Annotated in this window: 16 protein-coding genes; 7 read left to right on the top strand and 9 right to left on the bottom strand. The window is 58.6% G+C overall.

Translation table 11 applies throughout. From position 1 onward, the window contains the following. Positions 1 to 26: 26 nt before the first annotated feature. Together LC334_RS05950 and LC334_RS05945 are read left to right on the top strand one after the other, a co-directional pair. Positions 27 to 416: a VOC family protein gene (locus tag LC334_RS05950; protein ID WP_139836318.1), complete on the top strand. Its 390-nt coding sequence runs from the start codon at positions 27 to 29 to the stop codon at positions 414 to 416. After that, a complete protein-coding gene (locus tag LC334_RS05945) occupies positions 373 to 1,581 on the top strand; it encodes an aminomethyltransferase family protein (RefSeq protein WP_085799335.1) in 1,209 nt (402 codons plus the stop codon). The genes LC334_RS05950 and LC334_RS05945 overlap by 44 nt, the downstream gene beginning before the upstream one ends. 28 nt (positions 1,582 to 1,609) lie before the next feature. Here LC334_RS05945 and LC334_RS05940 read toward each other — a convergent pair whose 3' ends face one another. Beyond that, positions 1,610 to 2,602 carry an asparaginase gene (locus tag LC334_RS05940; RefSeq protein ID WP_223412895.1) on the bottom strand — a complete coding sequence of 331 codons (993 nt, stop codon included), beginning with the start codon at positions 2,600 to 2,602 and terminating at the stop codon, positions 1,610 to 1,612. A gap of 318 nt (positions 2,603 to 2,920) precedes the next feature. Here LC334_RS05940 and pnp point away from each other — a divergent pair, with 318 nt between their 5' ends. Beyond that, complete coding sequence (pnp, locus tag LC334_RS05935) at positions 2,921 to 5,062, top strand: polyribonucleotide nucleotidyltransferase (protein ID WP_085799334.1); 2,142 nt, start codon at positions 2,921 to 2,923, stop codon at positions 5,060 to 5,062. 284 nt (positions 5,063 to 5,346) lie between these two features. Here pnp and LC334_RS05930 read toward each other — a convergent pair whose 3' ends face one another. Continuing rightward, complete coding sequence (locus tag LC334_RS05930; RefSeq protein WP_085799535.1) at positions 5,347 to 5,805, bottom strand: Lrp/AsnC family transcriptional regulator; 459 nt, start codon at positions 5,803 to 5,805, stop codon at positions 5,347 to 5,349. A 141-nt stretch (positions 5,806 to 5,946) separates the two neighbouring features. Here LC334_RS05930 and ald point away from each other — a divergent pair, with 141 nt between their 5' ends. Continuing rightward, positions 5,947 to 7,065 carry an alanine dehydrogenase gene (gene ald, locus LC334_RS05925; protein ID WP_085799534.1) on the top strand — a complete coding sequence of 373 codons (1,119 nt, stop codon included), beginning with the start codon at positions 5,947 to 5,949 and terminating at the stop codon, positions 7,063 to 7,065. 4 nt (positions 7,066 to 7,069) lie between these two features. On the opposite strand, the gene LC334_RS05920 is transcribed toward ald, so the two are convergent. After that, a complete protein-coding gene (locus tag LC334_RS05920; RefSeq protein ID WP_085799333.1) occupies positions 7,070 to 8,611 on the bottom strand; it encodes a trimethylamine methyltransferase family protein in 1,542 nt (513 codons plus the stop codon). Then, the gene (locus tag LC334_RS05915; protein ID WP_085799332.1) at positions 8,608 to 9,258 is read right to left on the bottom strand and encodes a TetR/AcrR family transcriptional regulator; all 651 of its coding nucleotides are present in this window, start codon (positions 9,256 to 9,258) and stop codon (positions 8,608 to 8,610) included. Before LC334_RS05915 ends, LC334_RS05920 begins: the two co-directional genes overlap by 4 nt. Positions 9,259 to 9,336: 78 nt before the next feature. Here LC334_RS05915 and LC334_RS05910 point away from each other — a divergent pair, with 78 nt between their 5' ends. Together LC334_RS05910 and LC334_RS05905 are read left to right on the top strand one after the other, a co-directional pair. After that, on the top strand, positions 9,337 to 9,690 hold the full coding sequence (locus LC334_RS05910; RefSeq protein ID WP_085799331.1) for an ethanolamine utilization protein EutQ: 354 nt from the start codon (positions 9,337 to 9,339) through the stop codon (positions 9,688 to 9,690). 3 nt (positions 9,691 to 9,693) lie between these two features. After that, positions 9,694 to 11,010, top strand: coding sequence for an NAD(P)/FAD-dependent oxidoreductase (locus LC334_RS05905; protein WP_085799330.1), 1,317 nt, complete (start codon positions 9,694 to 9,696; stop codon positions 11,008 to 11,010). 61 nt (positions 11,011 to 11,071) lie between these two features. On the opposite strand, the gene LC334_RS05900 is transcribed toward LC334_RS05905, so the two are convergent. After that, positions 11,072 to 12,256 carry a HupE/UreJ family protein gene (locus LC334_RS05900; protein WP_176237637.1) on the bottom strand — a complete coding sequence of 395 codons (1,185 nt, stop codon included), beginning with the start codon at positions 12,254 to 12,256 and terminating at the stop codon, positions 11,072 to 11,074. Between LC334_RS05900 and LC334_RS05895 the strand changes: the two genes are divergently transcribed. Next, complete coding sequence (locus LC334_RS05895) at positions 12,255 to 13,061, top strand: DUF4198 domain-containing protein (RefSeq protein WP_085799533.1); 807 nt, start codon at positions 12,255 to 12,257, stop codon at positions 13,059 to 13,061. The genes LC334_RS05900 and LC334_RS05895 overlap by 2 nt on opposite strands. 165 nt (positions 13,062 to 13,226) lie before the next feature. On the opposite strand, the gene LC334_RS05890 is transcribed toward LC334_RS05895, so the two are convergent. The 4 genes from LC334_RS05890 to LC334_RS05875 form a co-directional block, all read right to left on the bottom strand. Then, a complete protein-coding gene (locus LC334_RS05890; protein ID WP_085799328.1) occupies positions 13,227 to 13,844 on the bottom strand; it encodes a TetR/AcrR family transcriptional regulator in 618 nt (205 codons plus the stop codon). A 109-nt stretch (positions 13,845 to 13,953) separates the two neighbouring features. Continuing rightward, entirely contained in the window at positions 13,954 to 14,112 is a 159-nt protein-coding gene (locus LC334_RS05885; RefSeq protein ID WP_176237636.1) for a hypothetical protein, read from the bottom strand. Between the two features lie 292 nt (positions 14,113 to 14,404). Then, complete coding sequence (locus LC334_RS05880; RefSeq protein ID WP_085799327.1) at positions 14,405 to 15,805, bottom strand: TRAP transporter large permease; 1,401 nt, start codon at positions 15,803 to 15,805, stop codon at positions 14,405 to 14,407. Beyond that, positions 15,805 to 16,434, bottom strand: coding sequence for a TRAP transporter small permease subunit (locus LC334_RS05875; protein ID WP_085799326.1), 630 nt, complete (start codon positions 16,432 to 16,434; stop codon positions 15,805 to 15,807). Before LC334_RS05875 ends, LC334_RS05880 begins: the two co-directional genes overlap by 1 nt. Positions 16,435 to 16,487: the final 53 nt, after the last annotated feature.

Below are 16,487 nucleotides of genomic sequence, written 5' to 3'. Positions count from 1 at the left end.
CGCGCGGTGAACCGAGGAGAATTGACATGATTGGGTATGTAATGCTGGGCACCAATGATCTGCATCGGGCGGCGAAATTCTGCGATACCATCCTCGCGCCGCTTGGTCTGGTACAGGTCGCGCGGACCGAGACCTACGCGGCCTACGCACCAGAGACCGCAAAAGATGCAATAGAATTCTACGTCACCACGCCCTACGATCAATGCAAGGCCACGCCCGGCAACGGCACGATGATCGCGTTTCAAGCGCCCACCATGCAGGCGCTTGAACAATTTCATGAGGCCGGCCTGAAAAGCGGCGGCAGTGACGAAGGCGCCCCCGGCCCACGCGAAGAAGACAGCACTATATGCTACGCCTATATCCGCGACGCCGATGGTAACAAGATCTGCGCTTTCTGCGACGGACCTGACGGCTAGCGACATCATGACCGACCTGCCCGCCCTCGACCCATCCCGAATTTTCCCCACATATGTGGGCAGCAACGAATTGTCGCCCTTTCATCCGTGCTATGCCAACGAACAGACGATATTGCGTCTTGCAGCGGGTCGTTTCTTTGCACATCACAATGGCGATGATCCGGTCGCGGGCTACTGGGCGTTGCGCAAGCATGCGGCCCTCTACGACGTGCCCGAACGCCCTGTCGACATTTCCGGCCCGGATGCCGTGCCGTTTCTTGAACGCCTTCTGGCGCGCCGTATTGAAGACATGAACCCAGATCGGGGGCGCTACGTGCTTGCCTGCACCCATCAGGGCGGCATCTTCATGGACGGCATCGTGTTCCGGCTGGCGGAAGACCGGTTCTGGTTCGTGCACCCTGATGGTGATCTCGACACTTGGTTATTGGCCCACAACGCCGGTTTCGATGTCGCCGTCCGCGACCCGCAATCCCGCGTGTTGCAGCTGCAGGGCCCAAACTCCTACCGGATCATGCGCGACGCCTCGTCGGGGGCCATCACCAAAGATCTGAAGTATTTCCACGCCGGTTTTTTCGATCTCGGCGGTCAGCGGGTCTATGTCTCGCGCACCGGTTGGTCCGGCGAACTGGGGTACGAAATCTATACGCAGGGCGATCAAACGGATTGTCCCCGCCTGTGGGATCACCTGATGGCGACGGGGGCACCGCACGGCATGGTCTTCAGCGCCATGCAATCCATGAACACCCGCCGGATCGAGGCCGGTATTCTGGACAGCGGCAGCGATTTCGACAGCACCATGACCCCATTCGAGGCAGGGTTGGAGCGGTTCATAGATCTCGGTAAGGAAGATTTCATCGGGCGCGATGCTTTGTTGGCAGCCAGAGGTGGCACACGACTTTATGGTCTGCGCTGCGATGCGGCCATCCCCACCGGGGGCGATCTGGTTCTGGATGGCAACGCCTGCGTCGGCACAGTCACAACCGGCGCTCACTCCCCCTATCTGGCCTGCGGAATAGGCTATGTCCGGTTTGACAGCCCGGGCGACTGGGCCGGGAAAACCATGACGCTGCAATCATCGCGACTTGGAGAGATTGCCTGCAAGATCACTGCATTGCCCTTTTATGACCACGAGAAACGCCTGCCACGGGAACTACCACTCGATTAGGTTTGCTAACTCCTGAAAGATTTCGAACCTAGGCTTCTGCGGAATTGCTCTCGCCACAAAGCGGTTCAGACAGAAACTTTCGAAGCTCAGCCACGTTGCCGCCCCGGGTCAGGGCAAGAACCATCTTCACATAGGCGGCCTCGACAGTCATGTCGTGCCCGTCGACGGCAAGGTGCCGGGTCAGGATCGCACCAGCAGCATAGGTGCCAAGGGCGATGCCACCTTCCGGGCATTGGCTGACGGCAATCACAGGTATCTCGCGCTCAACCGCGATGCGCAATGCCTCTTCGGTGCGTGGATTGTTCGGGATCGTGCCCGACCCGAAACAACGCAATACGATCCCATCGCAAGTCTTGGCCGCGTGCAGCAAGACGTTGCCGGCCCCGCCGGGCACCACCGGTAAAACGGCCACATCGGGGCTGCCAAAGTCATGGCGCGTCACGCCGGCGGTCCCGGCGCGCCGTGGCGGCCCATCCGCCGCTTCGGCGGCAAAGGCATCGAAGAAATGCGAATGGGTTTTACGGATGCGCGCGCCATGAAGAAGCCGCCCGGCAAACTGCACCCAGACGCCTGGTTGGGCCGAGCATGCGGCATTAAATGCGTCCGCGAGATTGCGCTGACCATCATTCTCGGGTTCGCTCAGCGGCAGCATTGATCCGGTCAGAACCACCGGCTTTTCCAACCCCTCTAGCGCCATCGTCAGTGCCGCTGCGGAAAAAGCCAGCGTGTCGGTGCCGTGGGTTACGACAAACCCGTCATATTCGTCATGTTTGCGATGAATGACCCCGGAAATCCGGTTCCAGTCCTCAGGGGTGGCATTGGCACTGTCGATCAGTGGCGCAAGTTCTTGAATGTGGATGTCCGGCATACCGCCACCAAGGTCAAGCTGGCGTGTCACTTCAGCCTCGACCACGCCAGGCGCCGGTGTGAAACCGTCGTCCGAACGCACCATGCCGATGGTGCCACCGGTATGGATCATTAATAAGCGTGTGGCGGTCATCCGGTCCTCGTGCGGGGTCATGGTCACCTCAGCGATAGCATGGCTTCGTGCGCCACGCACGACCTGAACGCGGACCGCTTCGGGCCGGCTATGAAAAACGTACAGAAGATGCGTACGGGCGGTACGTCCCGTACGTTTTCCAAATCATCCCGGAATCCGTTGCCCGTCTGATCGTGGCTTCCAAAAGGGCTTAAACTCATGTATGGCCCCGACCATCTGAGACGTGACGCCTTCCTGACCCCGGGCGCATGAAAATGATTGGGGTCGGCGGCAATGGGGCCGCCAATGAAACGGGAGACCCGGGATGGGCCTGGGAGTGCTCCCAACTAGGATGTACAAATGTTTGATATAACAACGAAATCAATGCAGTGGGGCGAAGAAACGCTGACACTGGAAACGGGCAAGGTTGCCCGTCAGGCAGATGGATCGGTCATCGCCACGCTGGGCGAAACCAGCGTCATGGCCAACGTGACCTTTGCCAAGGCACCGAAACCGGGAATGGATTTCTTTCCCCTGACGGTTCACTACCAGGAAAAATACTATGCCGCGGGCAAGGTTCCCGGCGGTTTCTTCAAGCGCGAAGCGCGCCCGACCGAAAAAGAAACCCTGACCGCCCGTCTGATCGACCGGCCCATTCGCCCGCTCTTCGTGCCCGGCTTCAAGAACGAAGTTCTTGTTATGTGTACGGTACTTAGCCACGATCTGGTCAACGACCCTGACATGGTTGCGATGATCGCCGCCTCAGCCGCGCTGACCATTTCCGGCGCGCCGTTCCGTGGCCCGATTGCTGGGTGCCGCGTTGGTCTGGAAGATGGCGAATACGTGCTGAACCCGACCGTCGACGACATGCACGAGCTGCGCAACAACCCCGATCAGCGCCTTGATCTGGTGGTTGCGGGCACCAAAGACGCGGTGATGATGGTCGAATCCGAAGCCTACGAACTGACCGAGGAAGAGATGCTGGGCGCCGTGACCTTCGCGCATGAGCAGATCCAGCCGGTGATCGACCTGATCATTGATCTGGCCGAAGACGCCGCGAAAGAGCCGTTTGACTTCCAGCCCCCGGATTATTCCGATCTTTATGAAGCGGTTAAGGCTGCTGGCGAGACACAAATGCGTGCGGCATTTGCCATCACCGACAAGCAGGAACGCACCACTGCCGTTTCCGCAGCCCGCGACGCGATCAAGGAAGCACTGAGCGAAGAGCAGTTGGAAGACGCCAACCTTGGCTCTGCCATGAAAAAACTCGAAGCCAGCATCCTGCGCGGCGATGTCGTCAAGACCGGCAAGCGGATTGATGGCCGTGCCCTCGACACCGTGCGCCCAATCGTGTCCGAGACCGGCATTTTGCCTCGTACACACGGCTCCGCCCTGTTCACCCGTGGCGAAACCCAGGGTCTGGTGGTGACCACGCTGGGCACCGGCGATGATGAGCAATTCATCGACGCTCTGCACGGCAACTTCAAATCCAACTTCCTGCTGCATTACAACTTCCCGCCCTACTCGGTTGGCGAAGCCGGTCGCGTGGGCCCTCCCGGTCGTCGCGAAATCGGTCACGGCAAACTGGCGTGGCGCGCGTTGCAGGCGGTTCTGCCCGCGGCAACCGACTTCCCCTATACCGTGCGGGTTGTCAGCGAGATCACTGAATCCAACGGCTCGTCTTCGATGGCGTCGGTCTGTGGTGGCTCTTTGTCGATGATGGATGCGGGTGTACCGCTGAAAGCGCCGGTTGCCGGTGTGGCGATGGGTCTGATCCTTGAGGAAGACGGCGAATATGCCGTTCTGACCGATATTCTGGGCGACGAGGATCACCTCGGCGATATGGACTTCAAGGTGGCCGGTACCGAAAAGGGTATCACCTCGCTGCAGATGGACATCAAGGTTGCGGGCATCACACCCGAGATCATGAAGACCGCATTGGCGCAGGCCAAGGAAGGCCGTCTGCACATCCTGGGTGAGATGGCGAATGCGTTGACCGAAGCAGGCGAATTCTCGGTCCACGCACCGCGTATCGAGACCATGCAGATCCCCACCGACAAGATCCGCGAAGTTATCGGATCGGGCGGTAAGGTGATCCGCGAGATCGTCGAAGTGTCGGGTGCCAAGGTCGACATCAACGATGAGGGCACGATCAAGATCGCATCGCCAAACGGCGATTCGATCCAGAAAGCCTATGACATGATCCACGCCATCGTGGCCGAGCCCGAAGAAGGGCAGGTCTATACCGGCACCGTGGTCAAGATCGTCGATTTCGGCGCTTTCGTGAACTTCTTCGGCAAGCGCGACGGGCTGGTCCATGTCAGCCAGATCGAGAACCGCCGCCTGAACCATCCGTCGGATGTGCTGAAGGAAGGTCAGGAAGTGAAGGTCAAGCTGCTGGGCTTTGACGATCGCGGTAAGGTCCGCCTGTCGATGAAAGTTGTCGATCAGGAGACCGGCGAAGAGGTCAAGGCCGAGAAGAAAGAAAAAGACGACGCCTGATCGCGGGTAGTCTGAAGATTGAAGGCCTCGGCGGAAACGCCGGGGCCTTTACCGTTTGAACGTGTCGAATTCGCCGACTGACCAGCCAAAAGGTAAGGTTTTCCTTACGGGGCGGATCGACGGTTTTTTCCCCATGAAAAACACCTGCCGTCATAGCATATTCGGGGGGTAACAAGTGGGGGCCAACGGGCCATTGGGGGTTAACAGTTTCTGGTGCACGCCACTACTCACGGGACGGATAGTGCATCGGCGGCCTCGGTGGAAACACCGGGGCCTTTCGCGGTTCAGACAGGCAGCGCGGTGGTCTTAAAAACCGTGCGCAGAGCAAAGCTGGATTGCATCTTGGCAACCCCGGGCAGGCGGGTCAGGTACTGACGATGGATGCGGGCAAAATCCTCGGTATCTTCGGCAACGACCTTGAGGATGTAATCCGCCGCACCTGCAGTCAGGTGGCATTCCAAAACGTCAGGAATGCGCTGCACAGCCTTTTCAAAAGCCTCCAATACCTCATCCGCCTGAGTCGACAGGGTTATCTCGACAAAGATAGTCGCTGGCACGCCCATTTTGCGCGCATCCAGCAGGGCCACATACTCGTTAATATACCCTTCGGCCTCTAACCGTTGCACACGCCGGTGGCAGGCGCTGGCTGACAGGTTCACCTTCTCGGCCAGATCGGAATTGAAAATACGCCCTTTGCGTTGTAACTCGCTCAACAGGCGACGATCAGTCAAATCAAGGGTCATTTGCGCAAGGTCTTCCATATAATTCCGGAATAGTTCGAATATTATTCACATTAATCGGCGTCTGACGAGGGGAATTTCAAGCCTATTGCGTGCGGAATGTTCCAATATGATCAAAACTCAGGGATAAATCAGGAGACTGCCATGAAGATCGGGTGCCCAACCGAAATCAAGCCACAGGAATTTCGCGTCGGCATGACGCCCAACGCGGCTCAAGAAGCTGTCGGCCACGGTCATAGCGTGATCATTCAGGCTGGTGCTGGCAAAGGGGCCGGGTTCGAGGACGAAGATTACGTGGCCGCCGGGGCCGCGATCATTGACACTGCTGAAGAGATTTTCGCCACCGCCGACATGATCGTGAAGGTCAAGGAACCACAGGCGGTTGAGCGCAAAATGCTGCGCGAAGGTCAACTTCTGTTCACCTATCTGCACCTGGCACCCGATCCGGAACAGACCAAGGATCTGCTGGCAAGCGGCTGTACAGCGATTGCCTATGAAACCGTGACAGATGATCGGGGCGGCTTGCCCCTGCTGGCCCCGATGTCCGAGGTTGCCGGTCGTCTGGCGCCGCAGGTCGGTGCTTGGACACTGCAAAAAGCCAATGGCGGGCGCGGCGTGCTGATGGGTGGTGTGCCGGGTGTCGGGCCTGCTCATGTCGTCGTGATTGGCGGTGGTGTTGTCGGCACCCATGCGGCCAAGATCGCCGCTGGCATGGGCGCGAAGGTGACCGTGCTTGACCGGTCATTACCACGGCTTCGCTATCTTGATGATGTTTTTGGCGGCACCTTCGGAACCGGTTATTCTTCTGCTGGTCTGCTGGCCGAGCATCTGACCCAGGCGGACATGGTGATCGGGGCGGTTCTGATCCCCGGGGCCGAGGCGCCCAAGCTGGTGCGCCGCGAGCAATTTTCTAGCATGAAGCCGGGTTCGGTTCTGGTTGACGTCGCGATTGACCAGGGTGGTTGCTTTGAAACATCAAAAGCCACAACCCACGCCGATCCGATCTATGAGGTGGATGGCATCATGCATTACTGCGTCGCCAACATGCCCGGTGCCGTGGCACGGACATCGACCATCGCACTTGGCAACGCCACCATGCCGTTCATGCTGTCATTGGCGAACAAAGGTTGGAAACAGGCCTGTTCCGACGACAAGCACCTGCTGAACGGCCTCAATATTCACGCGGGCCAGCTGACCTATTACGCGGTCGGCAAGGCGCTTGGCATTGATGTGATTTCGCCTGAGAAGGTGATCAAAAGCTGACCGCTTAACGCGAGATATCTGCTCCGCCTTCGGCGGTACGTCGGGCGATGAAATCGTCCATCTCTTCCAGCCGCGCGAGGTCAAACTCGGGCGGCTGATACGCCTCAAGCGTCTGATGCCAGATCTGATTGGCGCGGGTGGTGGCATCGACCGATCCACGCTCGCTCCAGTTCTCGAAATTGCTCCAATCGGACAAGAGCGGCGAATAAAACGCCGTCTCGAACCGGTCCAGCGTATGCTGCGTACCAAAGAAGTGACCGCCGTGGCCGACATCGGTGATCGCCTCCAGTGCCAGCGTTTCATCGGTCACCTCAAGCGGTTTGAAAATCTCGGCAAACATCTGCAGCACTTCGATATCGATGATGAATTTCTCGGCCGAGACGGTGAGCCCGCCCTCCAGCCACCCGGCACCGTGCAAAAGAAGGTTGGTACCCCCCATCAACGCACCCCAAAGCGACATCTGCGTCTCGTACGCCGCCTGCGCATCCGGCGCATTCGACGCCGTGGGCCCCGATGATCTGAGCGGCAGGTTGTAGCGGCGCGCCAACTGCCCCGACGCAAAGGCGGCTTTGACATATTCCGGGGTGCCGAACGCAGGCGCGCCGGTTTTCATGTCTACGTTACTGGTGAAGCTACCGTAACAAACCGGCGCACCGGAGCGGACAATCTGCGACAGGCAAAGCCCTGCAAGCGCTTCGGCATTTTGCATGACAAGCGCCCCCACGATGGTGACAGGTGCCATCGCACCGGCAAGGGTAAACGGGGTCAGGATCATCATCTGGCCCGCCCGCGCGCTGTCGATGATGCCGCGGCACATCAACCCATCAAGCTGCAGGGGCGAGTTCGAATTGGCCACCGAATAGCAGGTCGGGGTATTCCGGAACTCATCATCGGTCAGCCCGTTGGCGATGCGCAGAATTTCATAACAATCCGCAATCGCCTGCTTGCCTCGGAAATAGACGAATGGGATTTTTTCGGTCAGCGTCATGACCGAACGGGTTGTTTGCAGGTGTCGCAGGTTCATCGGCAGTTCCTGCGCCTCGACCACCGGACCAAAAAGGTGGATCACGTCGAAGCTTTGCGCCACTTTGCAATAGTTTTCAAAATTAGCGAGCGTGCCGGGACGGCGGCCCCCCTGCAGGTCAGAGCAGTTGGGAGAGCCTGCCGAGGTTGTCACCCCGACATTGCGCCCGCCGATGATCACATTACGATCCTTGGCGCGGCTGTGCAGCGTCACTGTGTCAGGGGCTTTGCGGATCAGTTCCATGATCAAGTCGGGGTCGAAATGGATAACGTCATCCTCGCCAAGCTTCATGCCCGCGTTGACATAGTATTCCCGCGCAGGGGCGCTGAGCACCTTGATTCCGGTCTCTGACAGCACCTTGAGCGAGGCCCGATGGATTGCTTCGATTTCATCCGCGCTGAACTGTTCGATCGGCGGGTAGGGATTTACCCATTGCCGCCATGCGGTATCGAATTGCCGGATGGCCTCGCTTTGACGTTTGGCGACCCGCCCGCTCCTGCCGCCAGAGCGCCGGGCGGTCAAGCGCCTTGCCCTTCGGGCAACAGCGTCCTGAGATATTTTTCAGCGGTCGACGGGTCAATTTCACGACCGGTGAACCCCATGAAATAGGCTGACAGGTAACTGAGACGCTGCTCGGGCGCTTCCTGATCCTGCATGTTAAGCGCATAGTAGCTGAGCTGCGTGAAATAGATGATACGGGCGCGGATGAATGCCTCGGTCGGCTCATAATCGTGGCGCTGAAAGAATCCAGAAATGGCTGCGACGCGGGCGTCATCTTCCGCTTGCAGTACAGGGCGCAGATCATCGGCATAGCGTGCCCAATCGCGGATCGCCTGATCCAATTGAGGATCGAAGCGAGAATGGTCCGTCCAGACAGAAAAGAGCGCCAAAATACCGTCATCCAGCGTCTGCTTGTCGGCAACCGCCTCGATCATCACCCCGGTATTGCGGGCGCGCCATTCGCCCAGTAGCGCTGCAAGCAATTCCTCACGGCCGTCGAAGTGCCAGTAAAAACTGCCACGGGTGACGCCCAGCTTGCGCGCCAACACGGTGATCTGCACCGCCTCGATCCCGTCCTGCACCAGAAGCGCAAGCGCCGCTTCGACCCAATCATCGCCAGTCAGACGCGGCTGGCGGTCCGTCGTACAGGTGTTGGCTTGAATCGGCATCAGTTGATTTCCATACAGGGTTGCATGGATCAATACAGGTATGTATGGTTTGCGTCAACATCGTTGGGAGAGAAGTCGATGAGCCGCAAAGCCCATGCACACGTCGTGTCGCTGTCGGCGGCGGAATTCACGCCGCGATTTGCCTATGGCCATATGGCGGAGGTGTCAGTCGTAACCGGCACAGGCGGCGAGGGCACACGTCTTGGCAGCGGGTTCGTGCGCATGAGCGACGCGGAGATTCCATGGACGATCCAATATGACGAGGTGATCCTGGTGTTGGAGGGACAATTAACCGTTCGCACCCACAACGGCGATCTGGTGGCCGGACCGATGGAGTGTATCTGGCTGCCCGACGGCACGGAGCTGACCTATATCGCCGAAGAGGCACTCGTATTCTACGCGATTGAGCCCGCGAACTGGGCGGAAGAGTAGAACATGAATATCAACCGCCTGCCCAAAGACGACAAGACCAACGGATGGAGCGCGATCCTTCCGAAGCGTTCACCAAAGCCCGCCTTGCAAGGTGATGTCAGCGCCGACTGGATCGTGCTTGGCGCGGGCTATGCGGGGCTGGCGGCGGCGCGGCGACTGGCCGAGAACTGCCCGGATCAACACATCGCCCTGATCGAAGCTGGACAGGCGGGTGAAAATGCCTCAGGCCGCAATTCGGGCTTTGGTATCGACCTGCCGCATAATGTCGGCTCATCGCTGGATGAGCTTGAAGGTTCGCATCGCTTCATGCGGCTGGCGCGGATGGCGATTGAACATGTGGAAGAGACAGTAACGTCCCATGACATCGCCTGCGACTGGGCCCGTCATGGCAAATATCACACCGCTGTATCGCCACGTGGAACCAAAGATGTACTGGAACCTTTCGTCAAAGAGCTCGAGGCGCTGAAAGAACCCTATAGCTGGATCGAAGGAGATGAATTGCGCGCCAAACTAGGCTCGGATCATTTCACCGCCGCGGTTTACACCCCCGGCTGTGTGTTGATGAACCCGGCGGCACTGACCCGTGGGCTGGCCGATAACCTGCCTGCGAATGTCACACTATATGAAAACTCGCCGGTCATCGAAGCGCGGTTCGAAAATGGGGTGCAGTTCACCACCCCCGGCGGCACGGTCCGGGCGCCGAAATTGATCATGGCCGCAAACGGGTTTTCTGAACAGTTCGGGTTCTTTCCGCGCCGGTTTCTGCATCTGGTCGCCCATGCCAGCCTGTCGCGGCGCCTGACCGAGGCCGAACAGCGCGCCTTTGGCGTCCAGGCACCCTGGGGGCTGACACCGGTGAACGCCTTTGCTGGCATCACCATGCGCTACACCAATGACCACCGTATCTTGATCCGCCAGGGGCTGAGCTACTGCCCAAATCAACGGGTGACTGCTTCCGAACAGGCGATGGTCAAGCGCCGGCACAAGCGCCTGTTTGATCAGCGATTTCCGATGCTGCCTGACGTCGGGATGGAGCATACATGGAGTGGCATCGTCTGCCTGTCGCGCAACGGGGCACCGGGGTTTGGTCAGCTTGCGCCGAATATCTGGTCGGCAGTGTGTCAGAACGCGGTGGGCGTAACCAAAGGGACCTTCGGCGGCATTCTGGCCGCAGATATGGCAACAGGTCGCGACAATCCCCTGATCGCGGACATGCAAAGTCTGGGTGCGCCCGAGTTGCTGCCCCGCCGCCCGTTTCTGGATTTGGGCGTGCGGACACGCTTTCAATGGGAGCTTTGGACCAACCGGCACGAGGCTTGAGCAGGGATGTGCTGACCCATCCTTCAGGGCGGCCGCTGACACAGTCTTGCCTCTGGCCACCTTAGGCGATAACGCCCACGCGTTCAAAGAACCAGTATCCCGCGATCAGGGCAATCAGAACCGACGCCGGCACCACGATGCGGGCATGGTACCAACTCCGCGCACCGAACCAGTAGCCAACCGCCAGATAACACAACAGCACAACCGCCACCTGCCCCAGCTCAACGCCGATGTTGAACCCGATAAGGCTGGCGGCAAACTGCCCGCTTTCAACCGACAACTCGCGCAGCACACCGGCAAAACCCAACCCATGCAGCAGGCCGAAACCAAAAACAATCGCCGTGCGCCATCGGTGCAGGTTCTGGGTAAAAATATTCTCGACCGCTACAAAAACGATAGACAGTGCGATCAGCGGTTCGACAATCGACCCCGGAATGGTGACCCACCCCAACAACCCAAGCGCTAGGGTCACGGAATGGGCCAGCGTGAAGGTCGTGACCTGCACCAGCAACGGCTTCAGACGGGCGCTCAGCAAGAACAAGCCGATGATGAAAAGCACATGATCCAGACCTTTGGGCAGAATGTGATCAAAGCCCAGCTTGATATAGCGCTGCAGCGTTTCGCCGGTCGGTGCGGGTTTGCCGTTTGCCGACAGCTCAACCACTTCAGCCGCGCCCGGAGCCAGAAGGTTGGCATAGAACGGCGACGCTTCGCCGCTACGGGCAACACGCAGCACCAGCGGGCCAAATTCTGCATCATAGCGCCACTCAAGCACCGCTGCTTCTTGAGGGAGTTGCGCCGCGTATTCAAATGTCGTGCGACGGACCAGATTGGTATCGCCGACCGGCGGGATATACGCGCTGGATCGCTCCAACACCAGCGGTACACCGTCCGCCGCTACGCTCAACCCGGCCAGATATCGCGGTTCAAATTCTTCGAAGTCCCGCAACAATACTTCAGGGGGCAGCTGGCGAAGCGTTTCATAGACCGCAGCCTGCGGTGCCGTTTCGGTGTTGTCGTGTTCAGGGCCGATACCGGCAATAAGCGCTTCAAGATTAACCGACAGCGACAGGTTGGCCGTGCCATCGCCACGCAGTTCGATATTGGCGATGGCCGGATTAAGTTCGTGCGCGCGCGCAGCATTCGCGACAAGCAATATCATCGTCATCGCCACAGCTACCAAGAGACGCGCCATGTCGATCGACACTTGCTCATAGGCCCTGTATCGGGTGTTACTGGCAGACATGTTCAATCGTTCCCTTTTACTTGCCCTGTGGGTGTGCTGCCCTATCGCTGCCACCGCCCATGAATTCTGGCTCGACCCCATAGAGCATATCCTGCCCTCGGGCAAAACGGTTGAAGCGCATCTCAAGGTCGGACAGAATTATTCGGGCAGCACCTTCCCATTCCTGCCCAGTCGTTTTGAGAGCTTTACCGTCACCGGCCCGACGGGCACGCATGACATCGATGGCACCATCGGCGACCTCCCTGCAGCCCAGTTGTCCGGCTTGCCCGAGGGGCTGCACATTCTGGCCTATGCCTCCACCACCGACCGGCTGAAATTCGATGATTGGGAACTGTTCAACACCTATGTCGCCTATGAAGGCAATGATTGGGCGGTTGCGGCGCATATTGCGGCCGGATTGCCCAGGACCGGCTTTATCGAAGGGTATCGCCGCTATGCCAAATCGCTGGTCCAGGTCGGTGCGGTGCGCGCCGGTGACGCAGACCAAGAGCTTGGTCTGGCGATCGAGCTGATCGCCCTTGCCTCGCCCTATGCCCTGCCGCCGGGGCAAGACACCTTGCCGGTTCAACTTTTTTGGCAGGGTGCGCCGCTGGCACAACAACGCATCAATGTGTTTCATCTGGCCGGAGAGACCACGCTCACGCCCATCGTGACCGATGAGAACGGACAGGCGATGGTACCGATAGGCCACGCGGGGCGGTATTTGCTGAACGCTGTTCATATGGAGCTGAATGATGCCGACACCGATCTTGCCTGGAACAGCCATTGGGCGTCTCTCACTTTCGAGATTGGCACACCTGACTAACTGTTCTTTTTCGGTCGTTGCATAGATCTGTAATCGACGGAAAGTGGTTTGGCAGCGTCATGCTTATGTCCTCTTCTATGTCAGACAAGAACAGGCACGTGTGTTTCAGGCGGTAAGTTTCATCGCCCACGCACAAATCGTAAGTATTTTGTTAGGTTACGATTTTCACGCCTTGTAGCGTGCCAGGAACATTTCGACGGCGCCAGAGACCACACGTTCGATATTTTCTTCTGTCAAATCACACCCCACGCCACACAGGCACCGCACGAAAAGATCGCTCTTGCACAGCTCGCCAAACTGGTTGGCGGCCAAATCCATATCGTCGATCTTCAATATGCCGCGTTCGACATAAGGCGCGAGCACCTGTGACATACGTTCGCGCACCAACGCGGGGCCGGAATTGTAGAACCGCTGCCCAAGCTCGGGGAACCGATAGGATTCAGACACGCAGATCCGAAACACCTGCTGGCCGAAATCTGACAGGAAAAACCGCACGATCCGGCTGGCGGCCTCGTGCAGCACGATCTCGATGGGTGCCTCAACACCAATAACCTCCAGCGCCTCTTCCGCCTGGCGGTTACACTCTATCCGCGCAACTTCTGAGAACAAAAGGCGTTTGTCGGGGAAATAGCTATACAGGGTAGCCTTCGATACACCCGCAGCACGGGCGATATCATCCACGCTGGCCCCTTCGAAACCGTCGCGCATGAAGATGCTGCGCGCTCCTTCTAAAACCTGATCGAATTTACGGCCTTTTTTGATTTCCGCGGCCATTGCCGTCATGCACATTCTCCAGCTGAGCTTTGCCAGTCTAGTCAGGTCAGGGTGCTTGCCGCAAGCAAATCTGCGTGGTGCGCGGGCAGGTCACCCTGCCCGCCCGGTCGTGAGAGGTCTATTTGTCGATTCCAGTTCTGTCCTGAGTCACCGGTTCAGGGTTTGGTTCAGGGAAATCCAGGGTGGGTGTCAGGCTCCCCATGTCGAAGCTCTGCGCCATCACGGGCGAGGCAGTCAACGAAAGGGCAACTACGAAAGCGATAAGGGGGTTTTTCATCTCATTTCCTTTCTGAACTAATCAGTTCACATTATGATAAATAAACCGTGTAGTTCAGCTTGCAAGGGTAAAATGAACTAAATAGTTCACTTTTTTGACGTAACGTTACAAAAACCGATCTGAGCTTGTTCTGACTGGCTTTTCCCACGCCTCCCTCCGTCCGCGACAAACGCGACGTTAGGTTATTTAAGCGGATCGATGACACCGGTCGCCAACTCGAGGAAGCAGCGTGAAGCGCGAATGACGAGGGGAAAAGCGTGCGCGTCAGCGCACTCAATTTGGCAACCGCCAGTTACCCTGCCAGCGATGGCAGCCAGAGAACGATACCCGGAAACGCCACTAGCAGGGCGATCGTGATCGCATCAGCAACAAAGAACGGCGTGACACCGCGAAAGACATCCTGCACCGTCAGATCATCACGCACCCCCGCCACAACAAAACAGTTCAGCCCTATTGGCGGCGTGATCAGACAGAATTCGGCCATTTTCACTACCAGTATACCAAACCAGATCGCGCACATCGTCCCGTTCATGCCAAAGGCACTGTCAGCGGCACTCACAGACTCGCCACCATTCAGTGCCATGACGGCGGGGTAGACGACCGGCAGAGTCAAAAGCAGCATGCCGATCGCATCCATGAACATGCCGAGCACTGCATAGGCCAGCAAGATGCAGACCAAGATCAGCAGTGGCGCCATCTCAAGCGAGGTGATCCAGTCGGCAAACGCCCCGGGCAGGTCAGCGAAACCGAGGAACCGCACATAGATCAGCACCCCCCAGATGATAGTAAAGATCATCACCGTCAGCTTGGCAGTCTCAATCAGCGCTTCCTTGAGCTGCGCCCATCTAAGCCCTCGTGCCAATGCCATCAAGAAGACGATGAACGCGCCCACCGCGCCTCCTTCGGTCGGCGTGCCCCAGGCATCGCCAAACGGGTTGTAGACAAAGAAGATGATGATCACCACGACCGCGACGATAGGCAACGCAGGCAATAACGCCACGAAGCGTTCGCGCCAAGTGAAGCCCCCCACCGGCGGGCCGACATTCTTGAACACAAGCGCGATACAGATGATCAGCAGCGCATAGATCACCGCCGAAAACGCACCCGGAATGAACCCCGCCAGCAGAAGCTTGCCCACGTCCTGCTCAACGATAATGGCGTAGATCACCAGAATGGCCGAGGGCGGAATGAGCGAGGCCAAGGTGCCCCCGGCTGCCACGACTCCTGCGGCGAATTGCTTGTTATAGCCGATCTTCAGCATCTCGGGGATTGCGATGCGCGCAAAGACCGCCGCCGTCGCCACCGACGCACCCGACACCGCCGCAAAGCCCGCCGTTGCAAACACAGTCGATACCGCCAGCCCCCCGGGCACCCAGGCAATCCAGCGTTTCGCCGCCTCGAAGAGTGCAGTTGTCAATCGCGCATAGTAAGCCAGGTACCCAATCAGGATGAAAGTCGGAATGAGGCTCAACGCATGGGCTGACACTTTCGAATGCGGCACCTGCCCCGCCACCTTGACGCTGATCTCGAGCGCCTTGCCAAACCGTGCAGGATCGTAATCGAAACCGTTCCACCTGAGCCAGACAAGTCCCAGAAACCCGGCCAGCCCGGCCGCAAACGCCACCCTCATGCCCAGAACGACCATACCCAGCATGCCTGCGGTCACCCAAAGGCCGATCTCGATTGAGCCCATCAATCCGCGCCTTCCAGCTGATGCGCTTCGGCTTCGGCCTGTTCGGCCACCGACCGGTGCAGCGGCACCACCACGGGCCGTTCCAGCCCCAGCACCAGTGCCCGCCCGTAGGCCCAGACCTGCAGCACCAGCCTCAGGCACAGCACTCCGAACGCCACCGGCACGAGTAATTTCATCGGCCAGATCGGCAGGCCAATATCGATCGAGCTATCGCGTGACCATAGCGGCCGGGACATATCAAAGCTGCGATCGAAATGCGCCCAGCTACCCCAGACCAAAGCCACCATCAGCACCAGCATCAAGAGCACCGTAATCAGTTCGACCGCCCAAAGCACCCGGCCCTTCAGCACACCGATCAGAATGTCCATCCGGATATGACCGCCATCGCGTTGCACATAGGCCACGCCCATGATCGCAATCAGCGGCATCAGCGCCTCGATCCAGTCAACATATCCCGCGAGAGGTTTTTCGAAGAACTCCCGTCCGCCAACCGAATAGGCCGCCAGGAACATCAGAGAAAACGCAGCAACACCACTGAGCAACGCAAAGAACCGCTCAAGCTTCAACAGCCCACGGTCAAACCGGCTGAGCAGGCTGTCATCCTGCAAAACAGTTGATGTCCCCGACATGTTCCCCTTGCCCCGTCAGCAGGGCCGCACCTGAATGCGCAGCCCCGCCAAAG

The sequence above is a fragment of the Roseovarius aestuarii genome, assembly GCF_019966515.1.
In the GTDB taxonomy this organism is placed as follows: Bacteria; Pseudomonadota; Alphaproteobacteria; order Rhodobacterales; family Rhodobacteraceae; genus Roseovarius; species Roseovarius aestuarii.
This window is presented reverse-complemented; position numbering and strand designations above follow the sequence as displayed.

Coding starts and splice junctions, on each gene's coding strand:
- LC334_RS05905 (WP_085799330.1), top strand. CDS start 9,694: ATGAATATCAACCGCCTGCCCAAAGACGACAAGACCAACGGATGGAGC.
- LC334_RS05945 (WP_085799335.1), top strand. CDS start 373: ATGGTAACAAGATCTGCGCTTTCTGCGACGGACCTGACGGCTAGCGAC.
- pnp (WP_085799334.1), top strand. CDS start 2,921: ATGTTTGATATAACAACGAAATCAATGCAGTGGGGCGAAGAAACGCTG.
- LC334_RS05895 (WP_085799533.1), top strand. CDS start 12,255: ATGTTCAATCGTTCCCTTTTACTTGCCCTGTGGGTGTGCTGCCCTATC.
- LC334_RS05950 (WP_139836318.1), top strand. CDS start 27: ATGATTGGGTATGTAATGCTGGGCACCAATGATCTGCATCGGGCGGCG.
- LC334_RS05890 (WP_085799328.1), bottom strand. CDS start 13,844: ATGACGGCAATGGCCGCGGAAATCAAAAAAGGCCGTAAATTCGATCAG.
- LC334_RS05875 (WP_085799326.1), bottom strand. CDS start 16,434: ATGTCGGGGACATCAACTGTTTTGCAGGATGACAGCCTGCTCAGCCGG.
- LC334_RS05930 (WP_085799535.1), bottom strand. CDS start 5,805: ATGACCCTTGATTTGACTGATCGTCGCCTGTTGAGCGAGTTACAACGC.
- LC334_RS05910 (WP_085799331.1), top strand. CDS start 9,337: ATGAGCCGCAAAGCCCATGCACACGTCGTGTCGCTGTCGGCGGCGGAA.
- LC334_RS05915 (WP_085799332.1), bottom strand. CDS start 9,258: ATGCCGATTCAAGCCAACACCTGTACGACGGACCGCCAGCCGCGTCTG.
- LC334_RS05940 (WP_223412895.1), bottom strand. CDS start 2,602: ATGACCCCGCACGAGGACCGGATGACCGCCACACGCTTATTAATGATC.
- LC334_RS05880 (WP_085799327.1), bottom strand. CDS start 15,805: ATGGGCTCAATCGAGATCGGCCTTTGGGTGACCGCAGGCATGCTGGGT.
- ald (WP_085799534.1), top strand. CDS start 5,947: ATGAAGATCGGGTGCCCAACCGAAATCAAGCCACAGGAATTTCGCGTC.
- LC334_RS05900 (WP_176237637.1), bottom strand. CDS start 12,256: ATGTCTGCCAGTAACACCCGATACAGGGCCTATGAGCAAGTGTCGATC.
- LC334_RS05885 (WP_176237636.1), bottom strand. CDS start 14,112: ATGAAAAACCCCCTTATCGCTTTCGTAGTTGCCCTTTCGTTGACTGCC.